General features: G+C 62.2%; 17 protein-coding genes. 4 read left to right on the plus strand and 13 right to left on the minus strand.

The window, feature by feature from the left end; translation table 11 throughout:
- The first annotated feature begins 2 nt into the window (after positions 1-2).
- Together slmA and NX784_RS15280 are read left to right on the plus strand one after the other, a co-directional pair.
- Positions 3-581 (plus strand): nucleoid occlusion factor SlmA, encoded by a 579-nt coding sequence (gene slmA / locus NX784_RS15275; protein ID WP_258817542.1) that lies wholly within the window; start codon positions 3-5, stop codon positions 579-581.
- Between the two features lie 7 nt (positions 582-588).
- Entirely contained in the window at positions 589-2,439 is a 1,851-nt protein-coding gene (locus tag NX784_RS15280) for a chorismate-binding protein (RefSeq protein ID WP_258817543.1), read from the plus strand.
- 89 nt (positions 2,440-2,528) lie between these two features.
- On the opposite strand, the gene NX784_RS15285 is transcribed toward NX784_RS15280, so the two are convergent.
- From NX784_RS15285 to NX784_RS15300, 4 genes are all read right to left on the minus strand, one after another.
- Complete coding sequence (locus tag NX784_RS15285) at positions 2,529-3,146, minus strand: OmpW/AlkL family protein (RefSeq protein ID WP_258817544.1); 618 nt, start codon at positions 3,144-3,146, stop codon at positions 2,529-2,531.
- 154 nt (positions 3,147-3,300) lie between these two features.
- The gene (locus NX784_RS15290) at positions 3,301-3,897 is read right to left on the minus strand and encodes a glutathione peroxidase (RefSeq protein WP_258817545.1); all 597 of its coding nucleotides are present in this window, start codon (positions 3,895-3,897) and stop codon (positions 3,301-3,303) included.
- A 60-nt stretch (positions 3,898-3,957) separates the two neighbouring features.
- On the minus strand, positions 3,958-4,800 hold the full coding sequence (locus NX784_RS15295) for a PPK2 family polyphosphate kinase (RefSeq protein WP_258817546.1): 843 nt from the start codon (positions 4,798-4,800) through the stop codon (positions 3,958-3,960).
- The gene (locus NX784_RS15300; protein ID WP_258817547.1) at positions 4,797-5,228 is read right to left on the minus strand and encodes a CoA-binding protein; all 432 of its coding nucleotides are present in this window, start codon (positions 5,226-5,228) and stop codon (positions 4,797-4,799) included. Before NX784_RS15300 ends, NX784_RS15295 begins: the two co-directional genes overlap by 4 nt.
- A gap of 296 nt (positions 5,229-5,524) precedes the next feature.
- On the opposite strand from NX784_RS15300, the gene NX784_RS15305 reads away from it, so the two are divergent.
- Together NX784_RS15305 and NX784_RS15310 are read left to right on the plus strand one after the other, a co-directional pair.
- The gene (locus tag NX784_RS15305; protein ID WP_258817548.1) at positions 5,525-5,821 is read left to right on the plus strand and encodes a DUF7660 family protein; all 297 of its coding nucleotides are present in this window, start codon (positions 5,525-5,527) and stop codon (positions 5,819-5,821) included.
- Between the two features lie 172 nt (positions 5,822-5,993).
- Entirely contained in the window at positions 5,994-6,392 is a 399-nt protein-coding gene (locus NX784_RS15310) for a hypothetical protein (RefSeq protein WP_258817549.1), read from the plus strand.
- 230 nt (positions 6,393-6,622) lie between these two features.
- Here the strand turns inward: NX784_RS15310 and NX784_RS15315 are convergent, their stop codons facing one another.
- From NX784_RS15315 to NX784_RS15355, 9 genes are all read right to left on the minus strand, one after another.
- The gene (locus NX784_RS15315; RefSeq protein ID WP_258817550.1) at positions 6,623-7,048 is read right to left on the minus strand and encodes a F0F1 ATP synthase subunit epsilon; all 426 of its coding nucleotides are present in this window, start codon (positions 7,046-7,048) and stop codon (positions 6,623-6,625) included.
- A 25-nt stretch (positions 7,049-7,073) separates the two neighbouring features.
- Positions 7,074-8,477, minus strand: coding sequence for a F0F1 ATP synthase subunit beta (gene atpD / locus NX784_RS15320; protein WP_258817551.1), 1,404 nt, complete (start codon positions 8,475-8,477; stop codon positions 7,074-7,076).
- 54 nt (positions 8,478-8,531) lie between these two features.
- On the minus strand, positions 8,532-9,413 hold the full coding sequence (gene atpG, locus NX784_RS15325) for a F0F1 ATP synthase subunit gamma (RefSeq protein WP_166857403.1): 882 nt from the start codon (positions 9,411-9,413) through the stop codon (positions 8,532-8,534).
- A 72-nt stretch (positions 9,414-9,485) separates the two neighbouring features.
- The gene (gene atpA, locus NX784_RS15330; protein ID WP_258817552.1) at positions 9,486-11,021 is read right to left on the minus strand and encodes a F0F1 ATP synthase subunit alpha; all 1,536 of its coding nucleotides are present in this window, start codon (positions 11,019-11,021) and stop codon (positions 9,486-9,488) included.
- Positions 11,022-11,094: 73 nt separating this feature from the next.
- Positions 11,095-11,628 (minus strand): F0F1 ATP synthase subunit delta, encoded by a 534-nt coding sequence (locus tag NX784_RS15335; RefSeq protein WP_258817553.1) that lies wholly within the window; start codon positions 11,626-11,628, stop codon positions 11,095-11,097.
- A 2-nt stretch (positions 11,629-11,630) separates the two neighbouring features.
- Positions 11,631-12,101, minus strand: coding sequence for a F0F1 ATP synthase subunit B (locus tag NX784_RS15340; protein WP_258817554.1), 471 nt, complete (start codon positions 12,099-12,101; stop codon positions 11,631-11,633).
- Between the two features lie 73 nt (positions 12,102-12,174).
- Positions 12,175-12,417 (minus strand): F0F1 ATP synthase subunit C, encoded by a 243-nt coding sequence (gene atpE / locus NX784_RS15345; RefSeq protein ID WP_056133842.1) that lies wholly within the window; start codon positions 12,415-12,417, stop codon positions 12,175-12,177.
- An 85-nt stretch (positions 12,418-12,502) separates the two neighbouring features.
- Positions 12,503-13,333, minus strand: coding sequence for a F0F1 ATP synthase subunit A (gene atpB / locus NX784_RS15350; protein ID WP_258817555.1), 831 nt, complete (start codon positions 13,331-13,333; stop codon positions 12,503-12,505).
- Positions 13,330-13,674 (minus strand): ATP synthase subunit I, encoded by a 345-nt coding sequence (locus NX784_RS15355; protein WP_258817556.1) that lies wholly within the window; start codon positions 13,672-13,674, stop codon positions 13,330-13,332. Before NX784_RS15355 ends, atpB begins: the two co-directional genes overlap by 4 nt.
- Between the last annotated feature and the right edge of the window lie 549 nt (positions 13,675-14,223).

A 14,223-nucleotide genomic window follows, 5' to 3' on the forward strand; every position in this document is an offset into this window, starting at 1 on the left:
ACATGGCAAGCACGAAGCCGGGCCAACGCAAGCAGCAGATCCTCCAGGCCCTGGCGGCCATGCTCGAACATCCGAAGGGCGAGAAGATCACGACGGCGGCGCTGGCCGCCAAGCTGTCGGTGTCGGAGGCCGCGCTGTATCGCCATTTCGCCAGCAAGGCGCAGATGTTCGAAGGGCTGATCGAATTCATCGAGGCCACCGTGTTCACCCTGTTCAACCAGGTCGCGGAACGCGAGGACAACGGCGTCGCGCAGGCGCATGCGATGCTGCAGATCCTGCTGTCGTTCGCCGCCAACAACCCCGGCATGACGCGCGTGCTGATCGGCGATGCCCTCGTCGGCGAGGACGAGCGCCTGCAGCTGCGCATGAACCAGTTCTACGACAAGGTCGAGCTGGCGTTCAAGCAGGCGTTGCGCGTGGCCGCCACGCAGGGCCACGGCCGCGAAGAAGACGTGGCCGCGCGCGCCGCGATGCTCGTGTCGTACGTGACGGGACGCTGGCACCGCTACGCCAAGAGCGGCTTCAGGCAGCACCCCACCGAGAACAGCCCGCTGCAGCTGGCCCTCTTGCTCGCCGCCTGACCCCATCATGGACGCCACCGTGTTCGCCCTGCTCGACGACGCGAGCCCCGAAGGCCATGCGCAGGCGCGCTCGCGCCTGTACGACGGCTATGCGGGCATGCTGTCGTGCCAGCGCAGCGAGGACTGGCCGCGCCTGCTGGACGGCCTGCAGGATGCCCTCGCGCGCGGCCTGCACGCGGTGCCCGTGCTGACGTATGAGCTGGGCGAGCAGCTGGTCGGCATCGCGCCCGCGCGCGAGCTCCACGCACCGCTGGCGCAGGTGCTGCTGTTCGAGCGCTACGACATGCTGGACGCCGCCCAGGTCGACGCCTGGCTCGCGCAGCGCGTGCAAGAACAAGGCGGCGGCCCGGCCGGCATCGCTGCCGTGCGGGCGAACGTCGACGAGCCCACGTTCGCGCATGCCATCGACCGCATCCGCGACTACATCGAGGCCGGCGACACCTACCAGGTCAACTACACGTACCGCATCCGCTTCGACGCTTTCGGTCCCGTGTGCGCGCTGTACGCGCGCCTGCGCGCGCGCCAGCCCGTGCCCTACGGTGCGCTGGTCGGCCTGCCGGACGGGCGCGCCGTGCTGTCGCTGTCGCCGGAACTGTTCGTCCGCCACGATGCGGGCCGTCTGCTGGCGCGCCCGATGAAGGGCACGGCACCGGCCGCCGACGACGATCTCGTGAACGCCGTGCGCGCCCAGCATCTCGCGGCCGATCCGAAGAACCGCGCGGAAAACCTGATGATCGTCGACCTGCTGCGCAACGACCTCGGACGCATCGCGCGCACGGGCACCGTGGGCGTGCCCGCGCTGTTCGAAGTGAAGCGCTACAGCAGCGTGCTGCAGATGACGTCGACGGTGCAGGCGCAGCTCGCGCCGGGGACGTCGCTGGCGGCCATCTTCGCCGCGCTGTACCCATGCGGCTCGATCACGGGCGCACCGAAGCGCCGCACGATGGAAATCATCCGCGAACTGGAACCGGCCGCGCGCGGCATCTACACGGGCGCGATCGGCTGGATCGATCCGCCGCCGGGCGGCGGATTCGGCACGCTGCACGGGGCGCGCTTCGGCGACTTCTGCTTGTCGGTCCCGATCCGCACCTTGACCTTGCAGCCGGAGCAGAACGGCGTCCGGCATGGCGAACTGGGTGTCGGCGCGGGCATCGTGCACGACAGCGACGCCGGCGCGGAATACGCGGAATGCCGACTCAAGGCGGAATTCCTCACGGGCCTGACGAACGACTTCGACGTCTTCGAGACGATCCACGCCACGCGCGCGGATGGATGCCGGCACTTGGAGCGCCACCTTTCTCGCCTGGGCGCGTCGGCCGCGTATTTCGGCCATCCGTTCGATGCGGGGCTCGCGCGCGCGGCCGCGCAGGAAGCGTGCACCGCGCTGCCGGACGACGGCCCGCACCGCGTGCGGCTCGCGCTGCGCCCGGACGGCAAAATCGTCGTGCAGACGGGCGCGCTGGCACCGTTGAACGAGCCGGTGACGCTGCTGCTGTCGGACGAACCAACGCACGCGCACGACGCCTTCCTGCGCCACAAGACGAGCATCCGCAGCCGCTACGACGCGGCGTGGCGCGCGGCGGAGGCTGTGGGCGCGTTCGACACGCTGTTCTTCAACGAGCGCGGCGAATTGACGGAAGGTGGGCGCAGCAATGTGTTCGTAAAAATCGCCGGGCGCTGGTACACGCCGCCGCTGTCGGCCGGCGTGCTCCCGGGCGTGATGCGCGGCGTGCTGCTGGACGATCCGGCGTGGGACGTCATCGAGTGTCCGCTGACGCGCGAGAGCCTCGCGCACGCGCAGGAGATCGTCGTCTGCAACGCGTTGCGCGGCGCGTTGAAGGCCGTGCTGCGCAAATAAAAAGGGCCGGCGCAAGGCCGGCCAAAACCGGCCCGCGAGGGCCGGCACGCTTTGGAGGAAGCGGGGTTCGTTACAGCGGATACGCTTGGTCAGAAGCGGTAGCCGACGCCGACGCCGAGCAGCACCGGATCGATCCTGACCCGGCTGGCGCGCGCGCCGTTGATATCGACGTCGCTGCGGATCCGCACCTTCTTCACATCGAGATTGACGGACCACTTGCCGTCGATGCGGAAGTCGACACCGGCCTGCAGCGCGGCGCCGATGCTGTCGTGCTCGAGGCGTCCGGCGCCGTTCAGGATGTCGACGTTCGAAATCAGCGTGTAATTGACGCCGGCGCCGACGTACGGATCGAATTGCGCGCCCGGCAGGAAGTGGTATTGCGCCAGCAATGTGGGCGGCACGTGCTTGAAGGTGCCGATGCGCTGGCCGTCCAACGTGACGTCATGCTTTTGCGGATAGGTGAGGACCAGTTCGGCGGCCCAGTTCGGCGTGAGGAAATACGAGATGTCGACTTCGGGGATCCATTTGCTGCTGACGTGCAGGCGGTCGCTGGCGCCGGTGCCGCCTACGGGATCGGACTTGTCGGCCGGATCGATGTGCACCGCCCGCACCCGCACGAGCCAAGGCGATTCCTGCGCCCATCCGGGCACGGCGGCTCCGACGAGACCCAGGGCGGCGACCATCAGTTTCAGCATCGACTTCTTCATGGTGAGACCTTTCTTCGCGTTGTTGTTCGACGAAGATCAGTCTATTGAGGCACCTCAACAAAAAAATTGATGTGCATCAAAATGACCATGTAGATGAAATGGTTATTGCTCGATCCATGTCCTGGATCAAAAATGGATCACATGACGAGCGAACTCAGCCGCCCAGCGCGTGCTCGATCTTGCCGACGAGAGTCGGGTCTTCCGGCGTGACCTTGCTCGGGAAGTAGTCGATGACGTTGCCGTTCCGGTCGATCAGGTATTTATTGAAATTCCACTTCGGCTGGTTGCCGGTGGCCTTGATCAGCTCGGAATACAGCGGATTGGCGTTCGCGCCCGTCACGACGGTGCTGGCGAACATGGGGAATTTCACGCCATACGTGTTGTAGCAGAGATCCGCGATCTTCTTGGCGTCCGCGTCTTCCTGTTTGAAATCGTTCGACGGGAAGCCCAGCACGACGAGGCCGCGCGGCGCGTATTTCGCGTACAGCTTTTCCAGGCCTTCGTACTGCTTCGTGAAGCCGCAATAGCTGGCCGTGTTCACCACGAGCACCACCTTGCCGGCGTACTGGCACAGGTCCTGCGGGGCTTCGTCCTGCAGGCGGTTGAACGTGTGCTTCAGCACGGCGGGGCAGCTGGCCGGATGGGCGGACGGCTGGGCGGCGGCGGCCGGTGTCTGCGCCAGCACCAGCCCCGGCGCGGAGAACGTCGCGGCGGCGCCGAGGGAGATCAACAAAGCGGTGGTCTTGGTCATGGTCGAAGGATGCGCGGGTTAGCGAATATGCATTCTATGCCAATCCACGCGCGCCTGCGCTCAGCCGTCGATCTTGACCTTGGACAGGTCCGCCTTCAATGGCGGCCATTCCAGCTTCATGCCCTGCATCGTCTCCAGCAGCAGGTGCGCGATGATCAGGTTGCGATGCGTCTTCGAGTCGGCCGGCACGACGTACCAGGGCGCCACGTCGGCGTCGGTCGCGTTGATCAGGTCGGCATAGGTGCGCTGGAAATTGTCCCACTTGTCGCGCGCCACCAGGTCGGCCGGATCGAACTTCCAGTGCTTCTCCGGATCGTCCAGGCGCGCCTGCAGGCGCTCGCGCTGCTCGTCCTTGGAGATGTGCAGGAACACCTTCACGATCGTCGTCCCGGTCTCGGCCAGCATGCGCTCGAAGTCGCGGATCTGGGCGTAGCGTTTCTCGCACGCGTCGTCGTCGAGCGCGCCCGCGACACGCGGCACCAGGACGTCCTCGTAATGGCTGCGGTTGAAGATCCCGATCTCGCCCTTGCCCGGCACGCGCGCGTGCACGCGCCAGAGGAAGTCGTGCGCCTTTTCCTTGTCCGTCGGGGCGACGAAGCCGGTGGCGTGCAAGCCCATCGGATTGATCTGCGCGAACAGCGAGCGCACGGTGCCGTCCTTGCCGGACGTGTCCATGCCCTGCAGGATCAGCAGCAGTTTTCGATCGCGCGCCGCGTACAGCTTTTCCTGGAGCTTAGCAATCTCGCCGGTCAGCTCGACAGTAAGCGCTCGCTCGCGTTCCTTGATCTCCCCGTTCTTGAGCTTGCCCTTCTTGTCGTCGCGCAGCGGGGTATCGCCCGCGTCCTTGTCGCGCAGCTCCAGTTTCTTCGGCGCGCGGAAGCGTTCCAGCATCGGCGTACTCATGCGGCACGCGCGTCCAGCTTGCGGTGTTCGATCAGCATGCAGTGGTTCATCACCACGTCCAGGCCGGCGGCGCGGGCCAGGTCGGCGGCGACCTGGTTCTCGATGCCGAGCTGCATCCACAGGCAGCCGGCGCGCACGTCGATGACGTCTTTCGCAACGGGCTGCATCTCCTCGGCTTTACGGAAGCAGTCGACGATATCGATGCGCGTACCGGTCGGCGCGAGCACGTTGGCCGCTTCCTGCAACGTGGCGTACACGGTCTCGCCGAGGATCTCCTGGCCGGCATATGCCGGGTTGATGGGGATGATGCGGTAGCCCTGCTGCTGCAGGTAGGTCGCGACTTCCAGGCTGGCGCGTTCGGGCTTGTTGGAGAGCCCGACGACGGCCACGGTCCGGGCGGCGCGGAGGATTTGTTCGATGGTTCGCATGCTGGGCCTGTTCGTTTCGTGTTTGTCTTGTCGTGGTCCTAGCTTATCAGATTCATATCATCGGGCGGCGCTGCATTGCCGTCGCTGCAAGGATATGAAAAGATGGCCACGCTGACCTCCGATCGCCACGGTGAACCTTTGTCCTGTCGCGCTCACAACCTCGCGTCAGGCGCTATCGCCTTCTCAGCCCGGATGCCGTCGCCGCGCGTCGCCATCGGTACTGTGCTGTGGTCCCCTTTATATCTCGTGTCTGCGACAATCAGCAGCTCGACAGATATCAAACTTAGGCGAATTCTATGACCTCGAGCCTGCAAACACTCCTCGACTCGGTAGCTGATGAGCACTCCTTTTTGCAGTTCCTAGAAGCCCTCGCGACAGATTGGGAAGACGAGCAGCAGAAGGCGCACTCCAACCCGAGTTCGCCGTATGGTCCGGGCGCAAATGGGTGGGAGAACGGTACGATTGGGGGGTACTTGGACGCAGCCGTGAGATGGAGCGAAGCGTCGATTGGTGGGCTGGAGTTTTACGAAAAGCCGACTAACAGTTGGAAACGCGCTGCCCAGATCCTTTACATGGGCAAACTGTACGAATAGGACGAAGTCGTGTCTGGAGAACGTCTACCTCTGGGTCGATTGGGCCGGTCGTGACACTCCGGGGTTTCCTCGACAGCAAACTGCTATGCTGACCCGAATGGCCGAGATCTGCCGAGGCTGTGTAAAAGCGCGAGCCTGACGAAGCGGACGCGTTGCGAAATCGGGGATTTGAATGAAAAGTTATGTGTTCGCGGTATCCAACAGACCAGTTATCGAGGCATCTGCTTCGCTTGAGGCGATGGTTGAGAACTGCGAAGAATACTTTCCAGTCGTTCTTGAGCACGACGACGAGCTCAGGCTATTGATGGGTCTGCTAGGAGTGACTTTTTTGGTCGAGACTTTGTTCTCGTCAAATGAGGACTTTTCTGCCGTGTTCGATTATTCAGCGCAACAGTTGCCTCAGCTGAGCAAAGCTGACTTCGACACGTTATATGACGAGTGGCTGCGCCGATCAGGGCGTGAAACAAGCATGGACGAATATGGGCAGCTCATTTTTCTCCAAGGGCGTGCGGATGGCTGGAACAAAATGGCACACCGTTTCGTCATCTGTGAGGCGATGAGAATCGGATAATCGTCCCAACCCGGGTCAACGTCCGTATATGGGTCGGAAGCGGAGTGTCGCGCACCCATGTGCCTGTATGCTGTGGCAGACTTTATGCTTCGTCAAAGCGGGGCTGATGATCCTACCGGGGCTGTTGTGCGTGGGCTGCTGCTACCGCCTCGGCAAACGACTGCGGCGAGAGAAATAAAAAAAGGCAGCCCGCAGGCTGCCTTCTTCGTGAACCGCGAAAACAACCGCGATCAGCGTCCTTTCTGACGCAGCTTGGCGATGGCCGCCAGCTGGGCAATCGCCGCCGCCAGCTCGGCTTGCGCCTTGGCGTAGTCGATTGCCGACTCCTTGTTGACCATCAGCTCTTCGGCCTTGCGCTTGGCTTCCTGGGCTTTCGCTTCGTCCAGGTCGGCGCCGCGGATCGCGGTGTCGGCCAGGACCGTCACGCCTTTCGGCTGGACTTCCAGGATGCCGCCGGCGACGAACACGAACTCTTCGTCGCTGCGGCCTGCCACTTTGATGCGCACGGCACCCGGGCGGATGCGCGTGATCAAGGGGGTGTGCATCGGGTAGATACCCAGCTCACCCGATTCACCCGGCAACGCGACGAATTCCGCTTCGCCCGAAAAGATCTGCTCTTCGGCCGAGACGACGTCAACGTGAATGGTATGTGCCATAAGTGTCCTTTGAAGAGGCTAGCGATTAAGCAGCCAGCTTCTTGGCCTTCTCGATCGCTTCTTCGATGGTGCCGACCATGTAGAACGCCTGCTCCGGCAGGTGGTCCAGCTCGCCCGACGCGATCATCTTGAAGCCCTTGATCGTGTCTTTCAGCGAGACGTACTTGCCCGGTGCGCCCGTGAACACTTCAGCGACGTGGAACGGCTGCGACAGGAAACGCTGCATCTTACGTGCGCGTGCGACGACCAGCTTGTCTTCCGGTGCCAGTTCGTCCATGCCCAGAATCGCGATGATGTCACGCAGTTCCTTGTAGCGCTGCAGCGTGCCCTGCACGGCGCGTGCGGTGCTGTAGTGCTCTTCGCCGACGACCAGCGGGTCCAGCTGGCGCGAGGTCGAGTCGAGCGGGTCGACTGCCGGGTAGATACCCAGCGAGGCGATGTCACGCGACAGAACGACGGTCGAGTCCAAGTGGGCGAACGTGGTTGCAGGCGACGGGTCGGTCAAGTCGTCCGCAGGGACGTACACGGCCTGGATCGACGTGATCGAGCCGGTCTTGGTCGACGTGATGCGCTCTTGCAGGCGGCCCATTTCTTCGGCCAGCGTCGGCTGGTAGCCCACGGCGGACGGCATACGGCCCAGCAGTGCCGACACTTCGGTACCGGCCAGCGTGTAACGGTAGATGTTGTCGACGAAGAACAGAACGTCCTTGCCTTCGTCACGGAACGCTTCGGCCATCGTCAGGCCGGTCAGCGCGACGCGCAGACGGTTGCCCGGCGGTTCGTTCATCTGGCCGTAGACCATCGCGACCTTCGAGTTGCCCAGGTTGTCCAGGTCGACGACCTTCGCATCGGCCATCTCGTGGTAGAAGTCGTTACCTTCACGGGTACGCTCACCCACGCCGGCGAACACGGACAGACCCGAGTGCGCCTTGGCGATGTTGTTGATCAGTTCCATCATGTTCACGGTCTTGCCGACGCCGGCGCCGCCGAACAGGCCGACCTTACCGCCTTTGGCGAACGGACAGACCAGGTCGATCACCTTGATGCCGGTTTCCAGCAGGTCTTGCGACGGCGACAGCTCGTCGTAGGCCGGGGCGGTGCGGTGGATCGATGCGGTACGCTCCTGGCTCACCGGACCGCGCTCGTCGATCGGGTTGCCCAGCACGTCCATGATACGGCCCAGGGTTGCCGGACCCACCGGCACCATGATCGGGTTGCCGGTGTTCTGGATGGTCATGCCGCGACGCAGGCCTTCCGAGCTGCCCAGCGCGATGGTGCGGACGATGCCGTCACCCAGCTGCTGCTGCACTTCCAGCGTCAGTTCGGAGCCTTCCATTTTCAGTGCGTCATACACCTTCGGCATGGCGTCGCGCGGGAATTCCACGTCGACCACCGCGCCGATACACTGAACGATTTTGCCATCAGCCATGTTCGTTCCTTCAGATATAGTTTTAATGTCGTTTCGTGAGGTCGTTCGCGTCGCTTAGCCGCTGATCGCAGCTGCGCCCGACACGATCTCGGAGAGTTCTTTCGTAATCGCCGCCTGGCGGGTCTTGTTGTAGACCAGCTTCAGCTCGCCGATGACGTTGCCCGCGTTGTCGGTTGCAGCCTTCATTGCCACCATGCGTGCCGATTGCTCGGACGCCAGGTTCTCGGCCACCGCCTGATAGATCAGCGCTTCCACGTACCGGATCAGCAACTCGTCGATCACCACCTGCGCTTCCGGCTCGTAGATGTAGTCCCACGAGTGGGCGCCGCTTTCCGCTTCCAGGTGACCGGCCGGCAGCGGGAGCAGCTGCTCGATGACCGGTTCCTGGCGCATGGTGTTGATGAACTTGGTGTAGCACAGGTACACCGCGTCCAGCTGGCCATCCTGGTAGGCGTCGAGCATGACCTTGATCGGCCCGATCAGCTTTTCCAGGTGCGGCGTGTCGCCGATCTGGGTGACGCTCGACACGACTTTCACGCCGATGCGGTTCAGGAACCCCAGACCTTTATTGCCGATTGCAACGGCTTCAATGCGATTGCCCGCGGCTTCCAGCTCGCGGGACTTCTGCGTCACCTGGCGCAGCACGTTGGTGTTCATGCCGCCGCACAGACCCTTGTCGGTCGTGACGACGATGAAGCCGACGGCTTTCGCCTCGACATCCTTGGCTTGCGCCATGAACGCGTGCGTGTACTCCGGGTTCGCAGTGGCGAGGTTGGCCGTGATGCTGCGGACCTTCTCGCTGTAGGGACGGGCGGCGCGCATCCGGTCCTGCGCCTTGCGCATCTTGGACGCGGCGACCATTTCCATCGCCTTGGTGATCTTCTTCGTATTTTCTACGCTCTTGATCTTGCCACGTATCTCTTTGCCTGCTGCCATGAGCCCTTACTCCTTAAGTGGACGGGGATGACTCCCCGTCCCGAGATCCATCAATAAGCCGGTCTTAGAACGTCAGAACGACTTTTTGAAATCGGCGACGGCGGCGGCCAGCGCTGCTTCGCTGTCCTTGTCTAGTGCCTTGGTCTCTTCGATCTTCGACAGCAGCGCGCCGTGGCTCGACTTCAGGAAGCCGTGCAGGCCCGCTTCGAAGTCCAGCACGCGCTTGACGTCGATGCTGTCGAAGTAGCCCTTGTTGACGGCGAACAGCGAAGCGGCCATCAGCGAGATCGGCAGCGGCGAGTACTGCTTCTGCTTCAGCAGTTCAGTCACGCGTGCACCGCGGTCCAGCTGTTTGCGGGTCGATTCGTCCAGGTCCGATGCGAACTGCGCGAACGCGGCCAGCTCACGGTACTGCGCCAGGTCGGTACGGATACCGCCGGACAGGCCCTTGATGATCTTGGTCTGGGCGGCGCCACCGACGCGCGACACCGAGATACCGGCGTTGATCGCAGGACGGATACCGGCGTTGAACAGCGAGGTTTCCAGGAAGATCTGACCGTCGGTAATCGAGATCACGTTGGTCGGCACGAATGCCGAGACGTCGCCCGCTTGCGTTTCGATGATCGGCAGTGCCGTCAGCGAACCGGTCTTGCCGGTGACGGCGCCGTTCGTGAACTTCTCGACGTAGTCGGCGTTGACGCGTGCGGCACGCTCCAGCAGACGGCTGTGCAGGTAGAACACGTCGCCCGGGTAAGCTTCGCGGCCCGGCGGACGGCGCAGCAGCAGCGAGATCTGGCGGTAAGCGACTGCCTGCTTCGACAGGTCGTCGTACACGATCAGCGCGTCTTCGCCGCGGTCGCGGAAGTATTCGCCCATCGCGCAGCCCGAGTAGGCCGAGATGTACTGCATTGCTGCCGATTCCGAAGCGGACGCGGCGACGACGATCGTGTATTCCATCGCGCCGTGCTCTTCCAGCGAGCGGACGATGTTCTTGATGGTCGATGCTTTCTGACCGATGGCGACGTACACGCAGGTGACGCCCTGGCCCTTCTGGTTGATGATCGCGTCGACTGCGACAGCCGATTTACCGGTCTGGCGGTCGCCGATGATCAGCTCGCGCTGGCCACGGCCGATCGGCACCATCGCGTCGATCGACTTGATACCGGTCTGCAGCGGCTGCGACACGGATTCACGGGCGATCACGCCCGGGGCGATCTTTTCGATCGGCGAGGTCAGCTTGGCATCGACCGGACCCTTGCCGTCGATCGGCTGGCCCAGTGCGTTGACGACGCGACCGCGCAGTTCCGGACCGACCGGCACTTCCAGGATGCGGCCCGTGGTCTTGACGGTGTCGCCTTCCGAGATGTTCTCGTAGGCACCCAGAATCACGGCGCCGACGGAGTCGCGCTCGAGGTTCATGGCGAGGCCGAAGGTGTTGCCCGGGAATTCCAGCATCTCGCCCTGCATCACGTCCGACAGACCATGGATGCGGCAGATACCGTCGGCGACGGAGATCACCGTGCCTTGGTTACGAACATCAGCCTGACCTTCGAGGCCCTGGATGCGGCTCTTGATCAGTTCGCTGATTTCAGACGAATTAAGTTGCATGAGTGCTAACTCCTAATAGTTTCTTGATGCGTAGGGCAAGTCTGGACGCGGCGACGGTGCTGTGTGTCGGTGCTCAGGCAACCAGCGCGTTATGCATCTGCTGCAATTTCGCGCGGACGGAGGTATCGAGCACTTCATCGCCGACGACCACGCGCACGCCACCGATCAGCGACGGGTCCACAGTGACCGTGGGGTTCAGCTTGCGGCCAAATTTCTTTTCCAGCGTGGCGACCAGCGGGTTGAGCTGGTCGGCCGAAAGATCGAACGCGCTGGTGATCGTCGCGTCGGCGGCGCCTTCCTGTGCATTCTTGAGCACAGCAAACTGGGCACCGATTTCCGGCAGCAGGGCGACGCGGCCGTTCTCGGCGAGCATTGCAATAAAGTTCTTCGCTTCGGCGCTCAGAGGCGACTTGACCATCGACGCGATCGCATCGGCAAGCTGTGCGTGCGTGACGAGCGGATTGGCAGCATAAGCCTGCACATCCGCATTGGCACCGATCTGCGCCAGTTCCGCGACGGCGGCCGACCAGGCGGCCAGGTCGCCCTGCTGGGCGACGCGGAACAGGGCTTCGGCGTAAGGGCGGGCGACGGTTGCGAGTTCAGCCATGATCAGAGCTCGGTCGCCAGGCGGTCCAGCAGGTCGGCGTGAGCCGCTGCGTTGACTTCGCGCTTCAGGATCTGCTCGGCACCGGCGACGGCCAGCGCAGCCACCTGAGCACGCAGTTCTTCGCGCGCGCGGGTAATCTGCTGTTCGGCATCGGCCTTCGCACCTTCGATGATGCGAGCAGCTTCGACGTTGGCCTGCTGCTTGGCGTCTTCCACGATCGCCGCGGCACGCTTTTCGGCGTCGGCGATGCGCTTGGCGCTTTCGTCACGCGTCGCGGCCAGTTCGGCGGCGATACGCTTTTCGGCGGCGGCCAGTTCCACCTTACCGCGGTCTGCTGCGGCCAAACCGTTCGCGATCCTCTCGGCGCGCTCGTCGAGCGCTTTCATCACTGGTGGCCACACGAATTTCATCGTGACGAACACCAGGATGAAGAAGACCACGAACTGAACAAATAAAGTTGCGTTCAAGTTCACGGTAAATTCCTTCTCACAAAAACGGATGCCGAACCTGGGGGGTTCGGCTGTTCAGAACCGAATGATGATTCGATTAGGCGTGGAACGGATTTGCGAAGGCGAACAGCATGGCGATACCAACACCGATCAGGAATGCCGCGTCGATCAGGCCGGCCAGCAGGAACATCTTGGTCTGCAGGGTGTTCATCAGTTCAGGCTGACGTGCCGAAGCTTCCAGGTATTTGCCGCCCATCAGAGCGATACCGATACAGGCACCGATTGCACCCAGGCCGATGATCAGACCGCAAGCCAGCGCAACGTAAGAATAGTCAGTCATTAGATTTACTCCAAAAGTTATTTAAAAATTAAAAATTTACAACTCTTTACTACCACTATCTTTTTCGTTCTTGCGATCGCGTCGGTCAGTGGCTCTCGTGGGCCTGACCGATATACACCAGCGTCAGCATCATGAAGATGAATGCCTGGAGAAGCACGATCAGGATGTGGAAGATTGCCCAGATCGAGCCCGCGATGATGTGGCCGACGATGCCGAACACGGTCAGCGTGGAACCGAGCAGAGCAATCAACAGGAACAGCAGCTCACCGGCATACATGTTGCCGAAAAGTCGCATGCCGAGCGACACGGTGCGTGCTGCGTATTCGATGATGTTCAGGAGCAGGTTCGCCGGCGCCAGGTAGATGCCGAACGGTGCGGCGAACAGTTCGTGGATCCAGCCGCCGATGCCTTTGATCTTGACGTTGTAGTACAGGACCACAGCCAGCACGCCCAGCGAAATGCCCATGGTGCCGTTCAGGTCGGCGGTCGGGACGATACGGAAATGCGGCTCACCCATGCCCAGCAGACGGAACAGGCCGGAGAACAGGTCGACCGGCAGGAAGTCCATCGAGTTCATCAGGAACACCCAGACGAACACGGTCAGCGCCAGCGGCGCGATGAAGCTGCGGTCGCCGTGAACGATCGATTTCGACTGGTCTTCGACCATTTCGACGATGGCTTCGAACATGCCCTGAAAACGGCCCGGCACGCCCGACGTCGCGCGACGTGCGGCGAAAATCATGATGGACAGCGCGAGCACGCCCATTGCGACCGACCAGAAGACCGTGTCGAGGTTAACCACGTGGAAATTGACCACGAAGCCTTGCTTCGCCGAGGTCAGGTGGCCAAGGTGGTGCTGGATATATTCGCCTGCGGTTGGCGCATGCTCGGCCGCGGTTTCTACCGTGTTCGTCATTGTTTATGCCCAAATAATAAAATGATGTAACTTTTCAGCGCCACGATGAACCCGCCCAGCAGGGCCAGCCAGTTCAGGCCGTGGTACAGCCGCGCCGTTGCGAGCAATAGCGCGAGCGTTAAAGCAATCTTTACAAATTCCCAGATGAAAAATGTGGCAGGGTTTGCACCGCCCATTTTTTGTGAACTGGCGAACAGGCGAAAAGCCATGATGCCATTGGGCACGACACAACACATCCCGCCGAGTACCGCCGAAAACATCGCAGCCCACCCCCCCAGCAGTCCGGCGATCACGCCGGCCACGAGTGTTGCCGTGATTTGCAGGGAGACCAAGCGCAGCATTTTTCTGTTCTTTTCGCGCCAGCCGTGGTGGAACCGTGTAACGGTATGGTAATTACATGAATCAGCGGGATTATAAGGTGTTATCGGAGCCATAGTCAAACTCTTCCATCCCTGCGCTCGCTTATATCGGCTGTAAAAACGACAAACTATTTCGACAGTAAACTGTTAATTTTCCTACAGAATATTGTGTCTTTACGTCCGCTGAGCAGGGTAAACCGATAGTTTCTGCCATGCATATACCGGTCAGATAAGGTTGACGAGGCGACCACGACGGCTGGCGCGGCGGACATAATCTTGCACCGAGGCAGTGAACGTTGTGAGCAGTGGGAGTGCGCGGTGCGTCGTCCTGGTGCATCCGTGGTGGGTGAAACAGGTGCCGACGAAGCGGCTTGGCGAGCAAAAAAATAACCCGAACGACATGTCGCCGATTCGGGGTCGGAGCATTTTTTTGCGAGATTCGGGGTCAGAGCACTTGTCGGAGAAATTGCTCAGGCGAGCCTGCGGTGGCCGAACGGGGCGGCCTGGCGCGAGAACGCTCGGCAGCGGAGG

It is taken from the genome of Massilia pinisoli (assembly GCF_024753285.1).
Classification (GTDB): domain Bacteria; phylum Pseudomonadota; class Gammaproteobacteria; order Burkholderiales; family Burkholderiaceae_D; genus Telluria; species Telluria pinisoli.

Excerpts from the sequence above, each read along its gene's own strand:
- slmA (WP_258817542.1), top strand. The coding sequence starts at position 3 with ATGGCAAGCACGAAGCCGGGCCAACGCAAGCAGCAGATCCTCCAGGCC.
- NX784_RS15280 (WP_258817543.1), top strand. The coding sequence starts at position 589 with ATGGACGCCACCGTGTTCGCCCTGCTCGACGACGCGAGCCCCGAAGGC.
- NX784_RS15285 (WP_258817544.1), bottom strand. The coding sequence starts at position 3,146 with ATGAAGAAGTCGATGCTGAAACTGATGGTCGCCGCCCTGGGTCTCGTC.
- NX784_RS15290 (WP_258817545.1), bottom strand. The coding sequence starts at position 3,897 with ATGACCAAGACCACCGCTTTGTTGATCTCCCTCGGCGCCGCCGCGACG.
- NX784_RS15295 (WP_258817546.1), bottom strand. The coding sequence starts at position 4,800 with ATGAGTACGCCGATGCTGGAACGCTTCCGCGCGCCGAAGAAACTGGAG.
- NX784_RS15300 (WP_258817547.1), bottom strand. The coding sequence starts at position 5,228 with ATGCGAACCATCGAACAAATCCTCCGCGCCGCCCGGACCGTGGCCGTC.
- NX784_RS15305 (WP_258817548.1), top strand. The coding sequence starts at position 5,525 with ATGACCTCGAGCCTGCAAACACTCCTCGACTCGGTAGCTGATGAGCAC.
- NX784_RS15310 (WP_258817549.1), top strand. The coding sequence starts at position 5,994 with ATGAAAAGTTATGTGTTCGCGGTATCCAACAGACCAGTTATCGAGGCA.
- NX784_RS15315 (WP_258817550.1), bottom strand. The coding sequence starts at position 7,048 with ATGGCACATACCATTCACGTTGACGTCGTCTCGGCCGAAGAGCAGATC.
- atpD (WP_258817551.1), bottom strand. The coding sequence starts at position 8,477 with ATGGCTGATGGCAAAATCGTTCAGTGTATCGGCGCGGTGGTCGACGTG.
- atpG (WP_166857403.1), bottom strand. The coding sequence starts at position 9,413 with ATGGCAGCAGGCAAAGAGATACGTGGCAAGATCAAGAGCGTAGAAAAT.
- atpA (WP_258817552.1), bottom strand. The coding sequence starts at position 11,021 with ATGCAACTTAATTCGTCTGAAATCAGCGAACTGATCAAGAGCCGCATC.
- NX784_RS15335 (WP_258817553.1), bottom strand. The coding sequence starts at position 11,628 with ATGGCTGAACTCGCAACCGTCGCCCGCCCTTACGCCGAAGCCCTGTTC.
- atpE (WP_056133842.1), bottom strand. The coding sequence starts at position 12,417 with ATGACTGACTATTCTTACGTTGCGCTGGCTTGCGGTCTGATCATCGGC.
- atpB (WP_258817555.1), bottom strand. The coding sequence starts at position 13,333 with ATGACGAACACGGTAGAAACCGCGGCCGAGCATGCGCCAACCGCAGGC.
- NX784_RS15355 (WP_258817556.1), bottom strand. The coding sequence starts at position 13,674 with ATGCTGCGCTTGGTCTCCCTGCAAATCACGGCAACACTCGTGGCCGGC.